The sequence below is a fragment of the Rhodoferax saidenbachensis genome, from assembly GCF_001955715.1.
Taxonomy (GTDB): Bacteria; Pseudomonadota; Gammaproteobacteria; order Burkholderiales; family Burkholderiaceae_C; genus Allorhodoferax; species Allorhodoferax saidenbachensis.
In genome coordinates this window covers 967,509-983,651 of record NZ_CP019239.1, presented here as the reverse complement: position 1 = coordinate 983,651, position 16,143 = coordinate 967,509, and the positions used below count along the sequence as shown (strand labels likewise).

Genomic DNA, 16,143 nt, shown 5'->3' with positions numbered 1-16,143 from the left:
GTGGCACGCCCTAGCGCGCAGACCTGGGCTCTTGCTGGTCTGCTGGCCCTGAGCTGCGCCAGTGCCAGCGCGCAAACCAAACTGCGCGCCTGGAATATCCACCCCGATGGCTATCCGGTCACCGAAGCCATGAAACGTTTCGCCAGCCTGGTTGAACAAAACACCGGTGGGCGGTACCAGATAGAGGTTTTCTCCAACGCCACGTTGGGTGACCAGCCCAAGGCCGTGCAAATGCTCAAGGCCGGTGAGGTAGATGTTGCCGAGTTCAGCTCTGGCCCGTTGTCCGATGCAGCGCCTGGCCTCAAGGCGCTGAACCTGCCATTCCTGTTCAGTGACTCGGCCCATATGTTCAAGCACCTGGATGGCAAGCTGGGTGAGCGCTTTGCGGCCAAGCTACAGACTGCGGGCTTTGTGGTGCTGGGTTGGTACGACGGTGGCGGGCGCTCGTTCTACTGCGCCAGCCGCACCATCAACAGCTTCAAAGACCTGGCGGGAGCCCGCATTCGCGTGCAGCAGTCCGAGATTTACATCGAGATGGTGAAGCTGCTCCAGGCCACACCGGTGGCCTTGCCGTTCAAGGACGTGCTGGGCGCGCTGGAACAGAACACGGTGGACTGTGCCGAGAACAACATGCCCTCGTTCGAATCCACCGGGCACTACAAGGTGGCCAAATCGGTGTACGTAACCAACCACGTGGTCTCGCCCGAAGCGCTGGTGGTCTCTACCAAGCTGTGGGCCAGCCTGAGCCCCGCGGACAAGGCCGCATTTTCCAAGGCCGGGACAGACTCTGCCACGCTCATGCGCGAGTTGTGGAACAAACGTGTGGCCTCTGCCATTGAGACGGTCACCAAACAGGGCGTGCAATTTGTGCGCGTGAAAGACGTGGCCCCCATGGTGCGGCGCATGTCTCCGCTGTATGGCAAATACATGGCCGACCCGAGCACCCGCGAAGAACTGCTCACTATCATCGGCAACTGAGCGGCGCCAAGCGCCAAGCGCCAAGCGCCAAGCGTTAGGCGTTAGGATTGCAAGCCCTGCCCTCCTATGCCGCACCTGCGGCCTTCTGCCATGCTTGCTCTGGACACCACCCTGACGTTTTTTGCCGCTTCGGTATTGCTGGCCCTCTCGCCAGGGCCGGACAACGTGTTTGTTCTTTTGCACTCGGCCGTGCACGGGCGAAAGGCGGGCCTGATGGTGGTATTGGGTTTGTGCAGCGGCCTGCTGTTTCACACCGCCGCGGTGGCGCTGGGTCTGGCGGCGCTGTTTGCCGCCTCCACCACCGCCTTCACTGCGCTCAAGCTCCTCGGCGCCGGCTATTTGTTGTACTTGGCCTGGGGTGCCTGGAACGCGCCTGTGGGCATTCAGGACAGCGACAGTTCCCCGCCCATGACGCCGCTGCAAACCTATGGCCGTGGCGTGGTGATGAACGTCACCAACCCCAAGGTGGCCATCTTCTTTCTGGCTTTTCTGCCGCAGTTCGCCGACCCCGCTGCGGGGCCGGTGGCAGTGCAAATCCTCATGCTCGGTGGCATCTTCATGCTGGCCGCCTTGTTGACCTTTGGCGCGATTGCCTGGTTTGCCGCCAGCTTTGGCGCGGTATTCAAACGCTCACTGCGCGCACAGCGCTGGCTCAACCGTGTGGCCAGCCTGGTGTTTGTGGGACTGGCGCTGCGCCTGGCCACCGCGCAGCGCTAACACTGCCGGTACTGCGCTGACCGGCCCCATCGACTAAACGTCCTAGTCGACTTTGGCGCCAGCTTCAAACCACTGTTTGATCTGGGCGCGCTCCGCATCGGTAATGCCGGTGGCGTTATTCAGCGGCATGATTTTTGTCACTACCGCCTGCTGGTAAACCGCCAGGGCGTGCGACTTCAGGCTCTCGGGCGAATCCAGGCGCACATTCTTCATCTGCACCTGCGCGCCGTGGCACATATAACAGCGCTGCTCCAGCACGGGCTTCACAGTTTCATAGCCAAATTGGGCTGTAGCCCCCGTGGATGTTGCGCCACCAGCTCCTGAATTAATAGCATTTTCGACCGGTGCCGGGCGCAACCAGACCACCACACCCAGAATAACCACCACACCTGCCGCCACATAGGGCCAGGGGTGGCTGTTGCGGCCCAGCTTGAAGCCGTGGCGCAGCACAAAGAACTGGCGGATCGCCGCACCGGCAAACATCATCAGGATCAGCACCAGCCAGTTTTGCGGATGGCTGTAGGTGAAGCTGTAGTGGTTGCTCAACATGGCAAACAGCACAGGCAGCGTGAAATAGGTGTTGTGCACGCTGCGCTGCTTGCCACGTTTGCCGTGGATGGGGTCGACCGGTTGGCCGCTTTTGATCTGCGCCACCACGGTGTGCTGGCCGGGGATGATCCAGAAAAACACATTGGCGCTCATGCTGGTCGCCAGCATGGCGCCCACCAACAAGAAGGCCGCGCGCCCGGCAAACCAGTGGCAGGCCAGCCAGGCCGCTATACACACCAGCACGGCTACCAGCGCACCGACGATGGCATCACCATTCTTGCGCTGGCCAAACACACGGCAAATCCCGTCGTACGCTAGCCAGAACACCACCAGGAATGCCAAGGCCGCGGCCACGGCCACACCGGGTGTCCAGTCCATCACCGATTTGTCGACCAGGTAAGTGCCTGCACTCCACAGATACGACACCGTGAACAGGGCAAAACCAGTCAGCCAGGTGCTGTAACTCTCCCAGTAAAACCAGTGCGTGTGTGACGGCAGTTTGGGCGGTGCCACCGCAAATTTGACCGGATGGTAGAAGCCACCGCCGTGTAACGCCCAGAGCTCGCCGCTCACGCCCTGGCGTTTCAGGTCTTCATCGACGGGCGGCGTGAGGCTGCTGTCCAAGAACACAAAATAGAAGGAGGACCCCACCCAGGCAATGGCGGTGATCACATGGGCCCAACGCAGCAGCAGATTGGCCCAGTCCAGAAGGTAGCTTTCCATGCAGGTGTTCTCCAGATTAGCGCCTGCAGATGCCAGCGCAGGCGCAAAGTGTATACAGTTTTACGAACTATCCACCACTTGCAAGAGTTGGGCCGCCACGCCCACGGCAATCACCTCGGGGCGTTTGTCCGCAATGCCTGCAATGCCGATCGGGCAGGTGACGTGGGACAACTCCTGCTCCGTAAAGCCCCGGGCCAACAGCCGCTGTCGGAACGACGCCCACTTGGTTTTGCTGCCTATCAGGCCGATGTAGGGCAGGTCCGCACGTTCACGCTGGCGCGCCAGACAGGCCGCCACGATGTCCAGATCTTCGGCGTGGCTGAAACTCATGATGAGCACGCGGGTACCTGCAAAAAGTTCTGCTACGGCCGCATGCACGGGGTCCGAATGTTCGCAATACACGTTGTCAGGCAACGCGGCTGGAAATATCTCGTCGCGGCTGTCAATCCATGTCACACGCACGGGCAAGGTACCTAGCACCGTGACCAGTGCTTTGCCCACGTGGCCACCACCAAACAGGGCCACCGGCACATGGCTGTGTGCCAGCCGGGCCTGCAGCGCAGGAATGTCCGATGCCGACACCTTGGCATAGCGGAGGTGCACCTCGCCCCCACAACACTGCCCCAGGCTGGGGCCCAGCGCATAACGTACGGTCGTTTCGGGCAGATTCTGTTGCAGTTGATTCCGCGCGTGGCCCATGGCATCCAGCTCCAGGCGGCCGCCACCTACCGTACCCACGGTAGTGTGCGCAAACACCGCCATCCAGGCCCCCTCTTCACGCGGCACAGAGCCCCGCACAGAGTCCACGGTCACCAGCACCGCCTCGGCGTTTTCCAACGCCTGGAGGAATTGCGAAAGCAAGCTCACAATCGGATACCTTTAAACATAAGAACGTCGCCCGGAGGCCTCACAATTCAGGCACAGTATGCACGGGCTGAACAACAAAGAGACAAGCAATGGAACAGCACATCCCATCACGGGGCACCACACCCTCTAGACCCCACGTGCTTGCCCTGTGGGCTGGCATAGCGGCTCTGGTGGCGGGCTGCGCCAGCAAGCCGCCTCCGGCACCGGTCGTCGTAGCGCCCGTCGCGCCACCAATGGCCGTTGTGCCTCCGTCAGAGCCGCCACCCAGCCAGGTTTCTGTTGCACCGACACCGCGCGATTACCGGCGCGATGCCGCCATGCATTTGTATGCCCATAACAGTGGCCGCATCTATACCGGCAAACTGCCTCCGCTGCTCTACGCCGTGGGGGTGCTGCAAGTTGACATCGATGCACGCGGCCAGGTGACTGCAATACGCTGGATGCGTTCGCCTGACCATGCACCCGAGGTGGTGGCAGAAATTGAGCGTTCCGTGCGCGCCGCCGCACCGTACCCGGCCCCTGTCAGGATGGGCCGTGTGACCTACACCGACACCTGGTTGTGGCACAAAAGCGGGCGTTTTCAACTGGACACGCTGACCGAAGGACAGCTCTAAGTAGAGACCCCCACGCTCCGCCGCTGCGCGGGTCGCTGCCCCCCCCCCTAGGGGGTTAATTTTGCTTGGGGCGGCCCGGCGCAAAATTGGTAGCCCCAATCTGCACCGCTGCGTGGGTGGCTACTCAGGAGCCGCGGTAGGTCGAGTAGCTCCAGGGACTGACCAACAGCGGCACGTGGTAATGCTGGTCCACATGGGCCACACCAAAGTCCAGGCTCACCCGGTTCAGGAAATTGGGTTCGGGCAAGGCCACGCCACGGGTCCTGAAATAAGCAGCTACATCAAACACCAGACGGTAAGTCCCGGCGCGCAGGCTGGCGTTGTCGTACAGCGGGCCGTCAGGATTGCGGCCATCGGCATTCAGTGAAAACGCTTTGACCAGCGCGGCCACTTCACCCTGCGTGGTGTACAGCGCGACTTGCATGCCGGCCGCCGGTGTGCCGTGCATGGTGTCCAGTACGTGTGTGCTCAAACCCATGGTGATGCCCTCTGTTGATGCCTGCAAAGTGTATACACTTTTTGGGATTGCAGCTATCATGCCCGCATGGATTCCACCACAACCCACTCCATCGTGGAAGCGCTCACGCGCGCCATCGTGGAGCACCGTTTGCAACCCGGCTCCAAGCTGGTGGAGCAAAAGCTGGCGGACCAGTTTGGCGTATCGCGCACCCTGATACGGCAGGCGTTGTTCCAGTTGTCACAGAACCGGCTGATCCGCATGGAGCCAGCACGTGGTGCCTTTGTCTCTGCCCCCTCGGTGACAGAAGCACAGCAGGTGTTTGCGGTGCGCCGCATGCTGGAAGCCGGCATGACACGTGCCTTTATTCCCATGGTCACGCCCCAACGTATAGCCGCACTTCGCCAGCATGTGGCGCAGGAAAAAGCGGCCGTCAAACGCGGCGATGTGCCGGGTCGCACCGATTTGCTCGGTGACTTCCATGTCTGCATGGCCCAGTTGATGGGTAATGAAGTGCTCGCCCTGATGCTGACGGACCTGCTATCGCGCTGCGCCCTGATTGCGCTGATGTACCAGTCTTCCAGCGCTGCCGAACATTCCTACGAAGAACACAGTGCCATCGTCGATGCCTTGCAGGCCAAGGACGAAGAACGGGCACTGGCATTGATGGACCAGCATCTGCGCAATGTGGAAGCCGCCCTGACCCTGCACGAACTGGCAGACACCACACCATGAAACACTACGACACCACCCAAGCCTATCCCCGTGACCTTGCCGGCTACGGCCGCAAACCGCCCCACGCGCAATGGCCCAACCGGGCCCGCATTGCCGTGCAGTTCGTGCTGAACTACGAAGAGGGCGGAGAAAACAGCGTGTTGCATGGCGACGCGGGCTCCGAGCAGTTTCTCTCCGAGATGTTCAACCCGGCCAGCTACCCGGATCGCCACATCAGCATGGAAGGCATTTACGAATACGGCTCTCGCGTGGGCGTGTGGCGCATCCTGCGCGAGTTTGAAAAGCGCGGCCTGCCGCTCACCGTATTTGGCGTTGGCATGGCGCTGGAGCGTTACCCCGAACTGACTGCTGCCTTCACGGAACTGGGGCACGAGATTGCCTGCCACGGCCACCGCTGGATCCATTACCAAAACATGGACGAGGCGACCGAACGCGAACACATGCAACTGGGTATGGCCGCGATTGAAAAACTCACAGGCCAGCGCGCACTGGGTTGGTACACCGGCCGCGACAGCCCGCGCACACGCCGCCTGGTGGCCGACTACGGTGGTTTTGAATACGACAGCGACTATTACGGTGACGACCTGCCTTTCTGGATGCAGGTGCAAAAGACCGATGGCAGCGTCGTGCCCCAATTGATCGTGCCCTACACGCTGGACTGCAACGATATGCGCTTCGCGCTGCCACAGGGTTACTCACATGCCGACCCGTTCTACCAGTACATGAAGGACACCTTCGACACCCTCTATGCCGAAGGTGACCCGAACGGCCTGAACCAGCCCAGCATGATGAGCATCGGCATGCACTGTCGCCTGCTGGGCCGCCCCGGGCGCATCACGGCACTGCAGCGTTTCCTGGACCACATCGCCCAGTACGACCAGGTCTGGGTCTGCCGCCGCGTGGACATCGCCCGGCACTGGAAAACCACCCATCCCTTTACCGCCTAGACCCTGCCAATGGCCGCTCCACTCACCCTTGCCCAACTCAACGCGGCTTCGCCGGATGAAGCCGTTGCCCTGCTCGACGGCCTGTACGAACATTCGCCCTGGATTGCCCGCGAAGCGTTGGCCCAACGTCCGTTTGCATCGCTGGCGCAGTTCAAACATGCGATGACCCGCGTGCTGGCCCAGGCCTCACACGAGGCCCAACTGGCGCTTGTTCGCGCTCACCCGGAACTGGCGGGCAAGGCCATGGTGGACAAAAATCTGACCGCCGAGAGCACCAACGAACAAAACAAGGCAGGACTCACGCAATGCACAGCGGCCGAGTTTGAAAAGATCCACCAGCTCAACCGCGACTACAACGCCAAGTTTGGTTTTCCTTTCATCCTCGCGGTGCGTGGGCCGCGCGGTTTGGGTCTGCAAAAAGCCGAAATCATCGCCACCTTCGAGCGACGCCTGCAAGGCCACCCGGACTTTGAGCTGGCAGAGTGCCTGCGCAACATTCACCGTATTGCAGAGATTCGCCTCAACGACAAATTTGGTATCACGCCCACGCTGGGCAACCAGGTCTGGGACTGGCAGGAAGTCCTCTCCCAACACACCGACCCCGGCTACGCCGAGCTCGGCCAGCTCACCGTCACCTACCTGACCGACGCGCACCGTGCGTGTGCTAAAGCGATCAGCAAGGACATGCAGGAGAGCGGCTGCGACACGGTGCACATTGACGCCGTAGGCAATGTGGTGGGGCGCTATAAGGGCACGGGCGCCAATCCGCGTGCGCTCATGACCGGCAGCCATTACGACACGGTGCGCAACGGTGGCAAGTACGACGGCCGCTTGGGCATCTATGTACCACTGGCCTGCGTCCATGCACTCTCCGTGCAGGGCAAACGCCTGCCCTTTGATCTGGAGATCGTCGCCTTTGCCGAAGAAGAAGGCCAGCGTTACAAGGCCACGTTTTTGGGCTCAGGCGCACTGACCGGAGACTTCAACCCCGCCTGGCTGGACCAGGTGGATGCGCAAGGCATCTCCATGCGCGAGGCTATGCAGCATGCAGGCCTGTGTGTGGACGATATTCCAGCCCTCAAGCGCCAGGCCGAAGACTATCTGGGTTTTGTGGAAGTGCATATCGAGCAGGGCCCGGTGCTCAATGAGCTTGATATTCCGCTGGGTATCGTCACTTCCATCAACGCCAGCGTGCGTTTTCAGGGTGAAATCATTGGCATGGCCAGCCATGCAGGCACCACGCCTATGGACCGCAGGCGCGATGCCGCGGCCGCCGTGGCCGAGTTGATGCTGTTTGTAGAACAACGCGCCGCGGCCGATGGTGACTCGGTAGGCACTGTCGGTATCCTGCAGGTGCCCAACGGCTCCATCAACGTGGTGCCCGGCCGCTGCATCTTCAGCCTGGACCTGCGTGCACCGCGGGACGCGCAACGTGACCGTCTGGCCAGCGATGTCCTGGCGGCCCTGCAATCGATTTGCGAGAAACGTGGCGTGCACCACGCGCTACAGGAAACCATGCGCGCCAGCGCCGCACCCAGCGCGCCCGAATGGCAGCAGCGCTGGGAAGATGCCGTGCGCACACTGGGCGTGCCCCTGCACCGCATGCCCAGCGGCGCGGGCCACGACGCGATGAAGCTGCATGAGATCATGCCCCAGGCCATGTTGTTTGTGCGTGGCCTGAACTCCGGCATCAGCCACAACCCGCTGGAGTCCACCACCAGCGATGACATGCAGCTTGCCACCGAGGCCTTCGAACTTCTACTGGCCCAGCTCGCTGAAGAAGCCGCGCACTGAACTGACCTGCCATTCCCACACCACAGAAACCCCATGAGCCATTACGACCAACTCGACACCTGGATTGACGCGCACTTTGATGAACAGGTGCAGTTCCTGCAGGAACTCATTCGCGTGCCCACCGACACGCCGCCTGGCAACAATGCGCCGCACGCCGATCGTGCCGCCGAACTGCTGGCTGCCATGGGCCTGACGCCCGAGAAGCATCCCGTACCCGCAGACCTGGTGCACGCCGCCGGCCTGCAAACCATTACCAATCTGATCGTGCGCCGCAAATACGGCGCTGGTCGCACCATCGCACTGAATGCCCATGGTGACGTGGTTCCACCCGGTGAAGGCTGGACCCACGATCCGTATGGCGGTGAAGTGGCCGACGGCAAGATTTACGGCCGCGCTGCAGCCGTCAGCAAATGCGACTTTTCCACCTATGCCTTTGCTGTACGCGCGCTGGAGTCACTGGGCATTCCGCTGCACGGCGGTGTGGATCTGCTGTTCACCTACGACGAAGAGTTTGGCGGCGAAGTGGGCCCCGCCTGGCTGCTGCAAAACAAGCTGACCCAACCCGACTTGATGATTGCGGCGGGCTTTTCCTACCAGGTCATCACCGCACACAACGGCTGCCTACAAATGGAAGTCACGGTGCACGGCAAGATGGCGCACGCCGCCATTCCCGACTCTGGCATTGATGCCCTGCAGGGCGCCGTGAAAATTCTCAATGCCTTGTATGCGCAGAACACGCTGTACAAACAAATCAGTTCCAAGGTGGAGGGCATTAACCACCCCTACCTCAATGTGGGCCAGATTGAAGGCGGTACCAACACCAACGTGGTCCCGGGCCGCGTCACCCTCAAGCTGGACCGCCGCATGATCCCTGAAGAAAACCCGGCAGAGGTGGAAGCCACCCTGCGCCGCGTGATCGCCGAGGCGGCGGCGCAAACACCGGGCATCACGGTGGACATCAAACGCATTCTGCTGGCCAATTCCATGCGCCCCCTGCCCGGCAACAAGCCGCTGGTGGACGCGCTGCAAAAACACGGTGGCATCGTTTTTGGTGAGCCCATTCCCGCGCTGGGAACGCCGCTGTACACCGACGTCCGCATTTTTTGCGAGGCCGGTATTCCGGGCGTGATATATGGCGCCGGGCCACGTACTGTGCTGGAGTCCAATGCCAAACGCTCCGATGAGCGCCTGGAGTTGGAAGACCTGCGCCGCGCCACCAAAGTGATTGCACGCTCACTGCTGGATTTGCTGCATTCCTGATTTTTGCACCGCGCCCCAAATCTGGGCATTTTTCTTGCTTTCATGCTCACTATCCCATTCAACTGAAGGACTCTCATGAAAAAACGCAATTTCCTGCACGCCATCGCCCTGGCGACCGCAGCCCTCGCTACGGGTTCCGCGCTGGCCCAGACCACGCCTATCAAGTTCCAGCTGGACTGGCGCTTTGAAGGCCCTGCAGCCCTGTTTCTGACCCCAGCCGCCAAGGGCTATTTCAAGGACGCCAAGCTCGACGTCACCATCGACGCCGGCAACGGCTCTGGCGGCACCGTGACACGTGTGGCATCCGGTGCTTACGACCTGGGCTTTGCCGATATGGCCGCGCTGATGGAATTCCACGCCAACAACGCCGATGCCCCCAACAAACCTGTGGCCATCATGATGGTCTACAACGACACGCCCGCATCGGTCATGGCACTCAAAAAGTCCGGCATCAAGACCCCGGTAGATTTGAATGGCAAAAAACTCGGCGCCCCCGTGTTCGACGCCGGCCGCCGCGCCTTCCCGATCTTCGCCAAGGCCAACAACATCAGCGGCGTGCAATGGACCGCCATGGACCCACCTCTGCGTGAAACCATGCTGGCCCGCGGTGATGTAGATGCCATCACCGGCTTCACCTTCACATCGCTGTTGAACCTGGAAGCCCGTGGTGTCAAAGCCGAAGATGTAGTGGTTCTGCCCTACCCTGATTTTGGTGTGAAGCTGTATGGCAACGCCATCATTGCCTCGCCCAAGATCCTGAAGGAAAACCCAGCCGCCGTGAAGGCGTTTCTGGTTGCTTTTGCCAAAGGCATGAAAGATGTGATCGGCAACCCCGCCGCCGCCATTGGCGACGTGAAAGCACGTGACGGCATCATCAACACCGAACTCGAAACCCGCCGCCTCAAGCTAGCTATCGACACTGTCATCAACAGCGCCAACGCACGCGCCGAAGGTTTTGGTCAGGTCAACGGCCCGCGTCTGTCGCTGATGGCATCACAAGTGTCGGACGCTTTCAACACCAAGAGCCGCGTGAACCCTGACGTGGTGTGGAACGGCAGCTTCCTGCCCACCAAGGCCGAACTCAACGTCCTGCCCAAGAAGTAAAAACCGATGAGTGCTCCCGTCTCCCCCTGGTTTGTCGATTTTCAGGATGTCTGGCTGGCCTACAACGAAGAGCTGCTCAAGCAGAACCACTTCGCGGTAGAAGCCATTGACCTGAAGGTACGGCAAGGCGAATTCATCGCCATCGTCGGTCCTTCCGGTTGTGGCAAGTCCACCTTCATGAAGCTCACCACCGGCCTGAAGATGCCGTCCATGGGCAAGATCCTGATCGACAACCAGCCGGTGACGGGGCCGCTCAAAATTTCGGGTATGGCGTTTCAGGCACCTTCACTGCTGCCCTGGCGCACCACGGTCGACAACGTGCTCCTGCCGCTGGAGATCGTGGAGCCTTATCGTTCCACCTTCAAGCAAAAGCGCAAGGAATACGAAGAACGCGCGCGCAAGCTGTTGCAAAAGGTTGGCCTGGGCGGCTACGAAGACAAGTTCCCCTGGCAGCTCTCGGGCGGCATGCAACAACGCGCCAGCATCTGCCGCGCACTGATCCATGAACCCAAGATGCTGCTGCTGGACGAGCCATTTGGCGCGCTGGATGCGTTCACGCGTGAAGAGTTGTGGTGCATCCTGCGCGACCTGTGGACCGAGCAGCAATTCAACGTGATTCTGGTCACGCACGACCTGCGTGAATCCGTATTCTTGGCAGACACGGTCTATGTGATGAGCAAGAGCCCGGGCCGTTTTGTGGTGAAGAAGGAGATAGAACTGCCGCGCCCGCGCGATCTGGAGATCACCTACACCAAAGAATTTACCGACATCGTGCACGAGCTGCGCGGGCACATTGGTGCCATGCGCAAACCCGTCACGCCCAACCCATAAGGCCCATCCATGAACAAGAAACAAGTGGAGATATGGTCGCCGTGGATCCTGCTGGTCGTGGTGATCGTGCTGTGGCAGATCCTGTGTTCGGCCTTTGAGGTCTCTGAATTCATCTTCCCCAGCCCCTGGCGTATCTGGACCCAGTTTTGGGAATACAAGGAAATCATCGGCGCGCACGCCTGGCGCACCTACTGGGTCACCATGGTGGGCTTTGGCATCGCCATCGTGGTCGGTGTATTGCTGGGCTTTGTGATCGGTAGCTCACGCCTAGCCTATGCCGCGGTGTACCCGCTCATGACGGCGTTTAATGCCTTGCCCAAGGCGGCCTTCGTGCCCATCCTCGTGGTGTGGTTCGGCATTGGTGTGGGCCCAGCCATCCTCACCGCGTTCCTCATCAGCTTCTTCCCCATCATGGTCAATATCGCCACCGGGCTGGCCACCTTGGAGCCCGAGCTCGAAGACGTATTGCGCGTGCTGGGTGCCAAGCGCTGGGATGTGTTGATCAAGGTCGGCCTGCCGCGCTCCATGCCCTACTTCTACGGCTCGCTCAAGGTCGCCATCACGCTGGCTTTCGTAGGTACCACGGTGTCCGAGATGACCGCTGCCAATGAAGGCATTGGTTACCTGCTCATCAGCGCCGGCTCCGCCATGCAAATGGGACTGGCCTTCTCCGGGCTGGTGGTGGTGGGTGCGATGGCCATGGTGATGTATGAGCTTTTCAGCGCGATTGAAAAACACACCACCGGTTGGGCGCACCGCGGTTCGCAAAATACGTGATGACTCCTGAGCAGGTTGAGCGGCATTTGCTGCGCGCCAATGCCGTGGCCCAACGGGCCATCGGCCTGGGCAAGCACCCATTCGGCGCTATTCTGGTGGCACCCGATGGCGAAACCGTGCTGGCCGAGCAGGGCAATGTCGACACGGTGAACCATGCGGAGTCCACATTGGCCCGCATGGCAGCGACCAACTTCACACCCGACTACCTGTGGGGCTGCACGCTGGTCACGACCGTGGAGTCCTGCGCCATGTGCGCAGGCACGCAGTATTGGGCGAATATCGGAACACTGGTTTTCGGCATGACCGAGCGGCGTTTGCTGGAACTGACGGGCAACCACGCCGAGAACCCCACCATGGACTTGCCCAGCCGCACCGTGCTGACTGCAGGGCAAAAGCAGGTCGAGGTGATCGGGCCAGTCCCTGCCGTCGAAGACGCCATCGCTGCACTGCACCGCGATTTCTGGACGCGCTGAGGCGTACACCGGACCCAAGGAACACCATGGCGTGGCACGCCCAGCTTGCGCTGGATTACCAATGGGAAGGCAACCGCACGGTGGCACGGCACAGCCACAGCGGGCCGCTGCGTATTCTGCAAAGCCTTTACCCGGAGGGAGATGCCGTCTGCCACAACGTGCTCGTACACCCACCGGGTGGTTTGGTGGGGGGCGACACCCTGGACATCCAGATCCGTGCGGGCAATGGAAGCCACGGCCTGATCACCACCCCGGGCGCGTCCCGCTTCTACCGCTCGGACGGTGCTACCGCATTGCAGCGCACACACATCCATCTGGAGTCGGGCGCACGCCTGGAATGGCTGCCGCTGGAAGCCATTTGTTACTCCGGTTGTCTGGCGGAAAACCGGCTCACCATGGACGTGCAACCCGGCGCCGAGATGCTGGGCTGGGATGTCACCGCACTCGGCTTGCCCAACGCCAACCAGCCTTTTGTAAAAGGCCACTTTTGCCAGCACCTGGAAGTGCCAGGCGTCTGGCTGGAACGTGGTGCCATCAGCGCGGCCGACACCCGCTTGCTGGACGGCCCGCTGGGACTCGCGGGCATGCGCTGCATGGCCTCGCTGTTTTTCGTCAGTGGCAGTCCGTTGGAACGTGACCGCAAAGAGCAGGCGCTAGAAGCCGCACGTACGGTTATTGGAGCCCATTCGCTGGTGGCCACTGCAGGCGCCACCAGCCCCAGTCCGCAAGTGATCGTTGTACGGGTACTGGCGCCCGTGGTTGAGCCTGCTGTGGAATTGCTGCGGCAGATACGTACAGCGTGGCGCGCCCTGCTGTGGGCCAAAGCCGCTTCAACACCCCGCATCTGGTCCATGTAGGCTATTATTTTGATCTGACCCCGCATGGGGCATCAAAATATCCATTGCGCCGCATCCACCGGGGGCATCTTTGTGCATGACTGATGGCTGTACCTGAAGAAGACTATTCCAACTGCTCCGCGCTGGTAGTGGACCCGAATCCGACGTCCCGCTCTATCCTGGTTTCGCAGTTGCGCGACTTCGGCATGGGCAATGTGGCCCAGGCCTCCCGCACATTGGAAGTACGCCAGTTGCTGGAATACCGTGTCTTCGATTTTGTGCTGTGCGAGCAGTACTTCAATGATGAATCGGCTTCGGGCCAGGAGTTGCTGGACGATCTGCGCCGCAACCAACTGCTGCCCTTCTCCACTGTATTCATCATGATCACGGGCGAAGCCACCTACTCCAAGGTGGCTGAAGCGGCTGAGTCGGCGCTGGATGGCTATTTGCTCAAGCCACACAAAGCCAGCCAGTTGGAAGATCGCCTGCACGCGGCCCGGGTACGCAAGATTTCCATGCACGACATCTTTGCTGCCATCGAGGCAGAAGATTTCGAACGTGCGGCCAACCTGTGCCTGGAACGCTTCGAGTCCAGAAGCATCTTTTGGCTGTATGCCGCGCGGGTCGGTGCTGAACTGCTGTTGCGCCTGGAGCGCACGGATGAAGCGCAGCAGCTGTACCAGGCCGTTATCGCAGCCAAAACCTTGCCCTGGGCCCGCCTGGGTGTGGCACGGGCGCAGTTGGAGTCTGGCCAGGCGGCGCAGGCCGCAAGCCTGCTCGAAACGCTGATCAACGAAGACCCCAACTACGCCGATGCCTACGACGTGATGGGGCGTGCCCAGTTCGAGTTGGGCAAGTTCGACATGGCGCTGGACACCTACAGGATGGCGGCCAAACTCACGCCGTCCAGCATCAGCCGGATACAAAAACTGGCCATGATGACCTTTTTTGGTGGCGACCATGTCGAGGCCGAAAAGCTGCTGGACCGCACGGCGCGCATGGGCCTGGACTCCAAAATGTTCGATTGCCAAACCCTGGTACTGCTGGCGTTCGCCCGACTGGAGTCCGGTGACCGCAAGGGTCTATTCCGCTGCCAGGAAGATTTCAACCGTTTGCTGGAACGCAACCCCGACAACCCGCGTTATCGCCGCCAGGCCGACATCGTTATCGCACTCAACCTGATCCAGCAACAACAGTTCGGCCCCGCTGTTGACGCGGTGCGCCAATTGACGGGCCGGGTCCGTGACCCTGATTTCGATTTTGAAGCGGCGTGCAACCTGCTGGCCTTGATGGCGCAACTCGCCTACCGATCCATACGGCTGGAAGACATTGAATTCGTGGTGGACACCTTGGGCCTGCGTTTTTGCAGCAACCGCCCACTGACAGAATTGATGGTCAACAGTGCCGCGGCCCACCCGCCCTATGCAGAGCGCATCCGGGTGCAGCAAACCGTCATTCTGGAGCGTGCAGAAACCGCCATTGCGCTGAGCATGTCGGGTGACCCGGGCGCCGCTGTGAGAAACCTGCTGCGTTATGGTCAGGCGTGTTTCAATGCGCGCCTGATCGACAACGCCTACCAGTTGCTGCAAAAACACATTGCCAAAATTCCCGATGCCCAGGACCTGGGCAACGCGCTGCAGCACCTGCGCTCGCTCTACGGCACCGGGATCGGCAAAGCCGTGCTGGGTGAGCAAAAACGCCAGTCGGGCGGGCTGGTGCTGCGTACCGGCAACCGGGCTGCGGCAGAAAAGGCCGCAGCGTCGCCTGCCGTCAAATAGCCACCAGACTGCGCACGCCGTCGATTTCCATGTTCTGGCCCATGCCGCGCGCCAGCACTGCACCACGCTCCATCACAACGTACTGGTCGGCCAGTTCCTGTGCAAAGTCGTAGTACTGCTCCACCAGCACAATGGCCATATTGCCGCGGTCGGCCAGCATGCGGATCACGCGACCGATATCCTTGATGATGCTGGGCTGAATGCCTTCGGTGGGCTCGTCCAGAATCAGAATCTTGGGGCCTGCCGCCAGCGCACGCGCAATTGCCAACTGCTGTTGCTGCCCACCGGACAGGTCACCGCCACGGCGGTTCAGCATCTGCTTGAGCACCGGGAACAGATCGAACAGCTCGGTCGGAATCTGCATGCCTGCGCTTTTGTAGGCCAGGCCCATGCGCAGGTTTTCTTCCACCGTCAGGCGTGCAAAAATCTCGCGCCCTTGTGGCACAAAGCCCAGACCCATGCGGGCCCGCTCGTAAGGCGTGAGTTTCTGAATGGGCTTGCCATCCAGCTCGATGCTGCCGGACTTGATGGGCACCAGGCCCATCATGGATTTGAGCAGCGTGGTTTTGCCCACACCGTTGCGGCCCAGGATGACCGTGACCTTGCCGATTTCGGCCTCCAGGCTCACATCGCGCAGGATGTGGGAGCCGCCGTAGTACTGGTTGATGTTTTTTATTGAAAGCATATGCAATTCCGTTCGGTC

The 16,143-nt window shown here is 60.9% G+C and carries 17 protein-coding genes; 13 read left to right on the top strand and 4 right to left on the bottom strand.

Features of this window, described 5'->3' with window-relative positions; translation table 11 throughout:
• Together RS694_RS04750 and RS694_RS04745 are read left to right on the top strand one after the other, a co-directional pair.
• Nucleotides 1–978 (top strand): TRAP transporter substrate-binding protein, encoded by a 978-nt coding sequence (locus RS694_RS04750; protein ID WP_081708511.1) that lies wholly within the window; start codon nucleotides 1–3, stop codon nucleotides 976–978.
• 90 nt (nucleotides 979–1,068) lie between these two features.
• Entirely contained in the window at nucleotides 1,069–1,695 is a 627-nt protein-coding gene (locus RS694_RS04745) for a LysE family translocator (protein ID WP_029705465.1), read from the top strand.
• Between the two features lie 42 nt (nucleotides 1,696–1,737).
• Here the strand turns inward: RS694_RS04745 and RS694_RS04740 are convergent, their stop codons facing one another.
• Together RS694_RS04740 and xdhC are read right to left on the bottom strand one after the other, a co-directional pair.
• Nucleotides 1,738–2,967 (bottom strand): urate hydroxylase PuuD, encoded by a 1,230-nt coding sequence (locus RS694_RS04740; RefSeq protein ID WP_029705466.1) that lies wholly within the window; start codon nucleotides 2,965–2,967, stop codon nucleotides 1,738–1,740.
• A 60-nt stretch (nucleotides 2,968–3,027) separates the two neighbouring features.
• The gene (gene xdhC / locus RS694_RS04735) at nucleotides 3,028–3,834 is read right to left on the bottom strand and encodes a xanthine dehydrogenase accessory protein XdhC (protein ID WP_029705467.1); all 807 of its coding nucleotides are present in this window, start codon (nucleotides 3,832–3,834) and stop codon (nucleotides 3,028–3,030) included.
• Between the two features lie 89 nt (nucleotides 3,835–3,923).
• Between xdhC and RS694_RS04730 the strand changes: the two genes are divergently transcribed.
• Nucleotides 3,924–4,448 carry an energy transducer TonB gene (locus RS694_RS04730; RefSeq protein ID WP_051391638.1) on the top strand — a complete coding sequence of 175 codons (525 nt, stop codon included), beginning with the start codon at nucleotides 3,924–3,926 and terminating at the stop codon, nucleotides 4,446–4,448.
• Between the two features lie 124 nt (nucleotides 4,449–4,572).
• On the opposite strand, the gene uraH is transcribed toward RS694_RS04730, so the two are convergent.
• On the bottom strand, nucleotides 4,573–4,926 hold the full coding sequence (gene uraH / locus RS694_RS04725; RefSeq protein ID WP_029705469.1) for a hydroxyisourate hydrolase: 354 nt from the start codon (nucleotides 4,924–4,926) through the stop codon (nucleotides 4,573–4,575).
• 66 nt (nucleotides 4,927–4,992) lie between these two features.
• Here uraH and RS694_RS04720 point away from each other — a divergent pair, with 66 nt between their 5' ends.
• From RS694_RS04720 to RS694_RS04675, 10 genes are all read left to right on the top strand, one after another.
• Nucleotides 4,993–5,640 carry a GntR family transcriptional regulator gene (locus RS694_RS04720; protein WP_029705471.1) on the top strand — a complete coding sequence of 216 codons (648 nt, stop codon included), beginning with the start codon at nucleotides 4,993–4,995 and terminating at the stop codon, nucleotides 5,638–5,640.
• A complete protein-coding gene (puuE, locus tag RS694_RS04715) occupies nucleotides 5,637–6,587 on the top strand; it encodes an allantoinase PuuE (protein ID WP_029705473.1) in 951 nt (316 codons plus the stop codon). Before RS694_RS04720 ends, puuE begins: the two co-directional genes overlap by 4 nt.
• A gap of 9 nt (nucleotides 6,588–6,596) precedes the next feature.
• Complete coding sequence (gene uraD / locus RS694_RS04710) at nucleotides 6,597–8,381, top strand: 2-oxo-4-hydroxy-4-carboxy-5-ureidoimidazoline decarboxylase (protein WP_029705474.1); 1,785 nt, start codon at nucleotides 6,597–6,599, stop codon at nucleotides 8,379–8,381.
• Nucleotides 8,382–8,414: 33 nt separating this feature from the next.
• Nucleotides 8,415–9,641: a M20 family metallopeptidase gene (locus RS694_RS04705; RefSeq protein WP_029705476.1), complete on the top strand. Its 1,227-nt coding sequence runs from the start codon at nucleotides 8,415–8,417 to the stop codon at nucleotides 9,639–9,641.
• Between the two features lie 75 nt (nucleotides 9,642–9,716).
• A complete protein-coding gene (locus RS694_RS04700) occupies nucleotides 9,717–10,745 on the top strand; it encodes an ABC transporter substrate-binding protein (protein WP_029705478.1) in 1,029 nt (342 codons plus the stop codon).
• A 6-nt stretch (nucleotides 10,746–10,751) separates the two neighbouring features.
• Nucleotides 10,752–11,576: an ABC transporter ATP-binding protein gene (locus RS694_RS04695; RefSeq protein WP_029705479.1), complete on the top strand. Its 825-nt coding sequence runs from the start codon at nucleotides 10,752–10,754 to the stop codon at nucleotides 11,574–11,576.
• 9 nt (nucleotides 11,577–11,585) lie between these two features.
• Nucleotides 11,586–12,353, top strand: coding sequence for an ABC transporter permease (locus RS694_RS04690; protein ID WP_029705480.1), 768 nt, complete (start codon nucleotides 11,586–11,588; stop codon nucleotides 12,351–12,353).
• Nucleotides 12,353–12,826 carry a nucleoside deaminase gene (locus RS694_RS04685; RefSeq protein ID WP_029705481.1) on the top strand — a complete coding sequence of 158 codons (474 nt, stop codon included), beginning with the start codon at nucleotides 12,353–12,355 and terminating at the stop codon, nucleotides 12,824–12,826. Before RS694_RS04690 ends, RS694_RS04685 begins: the two co-directional genes overlap by 1 nt.
• A 26-nt stretch (nucleotides 12,827–12,852) precedes the next feature.
• The gene (locus tag RS694_RS04680) at nucleotides 12,853–13,683 is read left to right on the top strand and encodes an urease accessory protein UreD (RefSeq protein ID WP_029705482.1); all 831 of its coding nucleotides are present in this window, start codon (nucleotides 12,853–12,855) and stop codon (nucleotides 13,681–13,683) included.
• Between the two features lie 83 nt (nucleotides 13,684–13,766).
• Nucleotides 13,767–15,440 (top strand): tetratricopeptide repeat protein, encoded by a 1,674-nt coding sequence (locus RS694_RS04675; RefSeq protein WP_029705484.1) that lies wholly within the window; start codon nucleotides 13,767–13,769, stop codon nucleotides 15,438–15,440.
• Here RS694_RS04675 and urtE read toward each other — a convergent pair.
• Complete coding sequence (gene urtE, locus RS694_RS04670) at nucleotides 15,433–16,125, bottom strand: urea ABC transporter ATP-binding subunit UrtE (protein WP_029705485.1); 693 nt, start codon at nucleotides 16,123–16,125, stop codon at nucleotides 15,433–15,435. The two genes, RS694_RS04675 and urtE, sit on opposite strands and share 8 nt — an antisense overlap.
• Nucleotides 16,126–16,143: the final 18 nt, after the last annotated feature.

Coding starts and splice junctions, on each gene's coding strand:
- RS694_RS04685 (WP_029705481.1), top strand. CDS start 12,353: ATGACTCCTGAGCAGGTTGAGCGGCATTTGCTGCGCGCCAATGCCGTG.
- uraD (WP_029705474.1), top strand. CDS start 6,597: ATGGCCGCTCCACTCACCCTTGCCCAACTCAACGCGGCTTCGCCGGAT.
- RS694_RS04675 (WP_029705484.1), top strand. CDS start 13,767: ATGGCTGTACCTGAAGAAGACTATTCCAACTGCTCCGCGCTGGTAGTG.
- RS694_RS04680 (WP_029705482.1), top strand. CDS start 12,853: ATGGCGTGGCACGCCCAGCTTGCGCTGGATTACCAATGGGAAGGCAAC.
- puuE (WP_029705473.1), top strand. CDS start 5,637: ATGAAACACTACGACACCACCCAAGCCTATCCCCGTGACCTTGCCGGC.
- RS694_RS04745 (WP_029705465.1), top strand. CDS start 1,069: ATGCTTGCTCTGGACACCACCCTGACGTTTTTTGCCGCTTCGGTATTG.
- RS694_RS04720 (WP_029705471.1), top strand. CDS start 4,993: ATGGATTCCACCACAACCCACTCCATCGTGGAAGCGCTCACGCGCGCC.
- RS694_RS04700 (WP_029705478.1), top strand. CDS start 9,717: ATGAAAAAACGCAATTTCCTGCACGCCATCGCCCTGGCGACCGCAGCC.
- uraH (WP_029705469.1), bottom strand. CDS start 4,926: ATGGGTTTGAGCACACACGTACTGGACACCATGCACGGCACACCGGCG.
- RS694_RS04705 (WP_029705476.1), top strand. CDS start 8,415: ATGAGCCATTACGACCAACTCGACACCTGGATTGACGCGCACTTTGAT.
- RS694_RS04695 (WP_029705479.1), top strand. CDS start 10,752: ATGAGTGCTCCCGTCTCCCCCTGGTTTGTCGATTTTCAGGATGTCTGG.
- RS694_RS04730 (WP_051391638.1), top strand. CDS start 3,924: ATGGAACAGCACATCCCATCACGGGGCACCACACCCTCTAGACCCCAC.
- urtE (WP_029705485.1), bottom strand. CDS start 16,125: ATGCTTTCAATAAAAAACATCAACCAGTACTACGGCGGCTCCCACATC.
- RS694_RS04740 (WP_029705466.1), bottom strand. CDS start 2,967: ATGGAAAGCTACCTTCTGGACTGGGCCAATCTGCTGCTGCGTTGGGCC.
- RS694_RS04690 (WP_029705480.1), top strand. CDS start 11,586: ATGAACAAGAAACAAGTGGAGATATGGTCGCCGTGGATCCTGCTGGTC.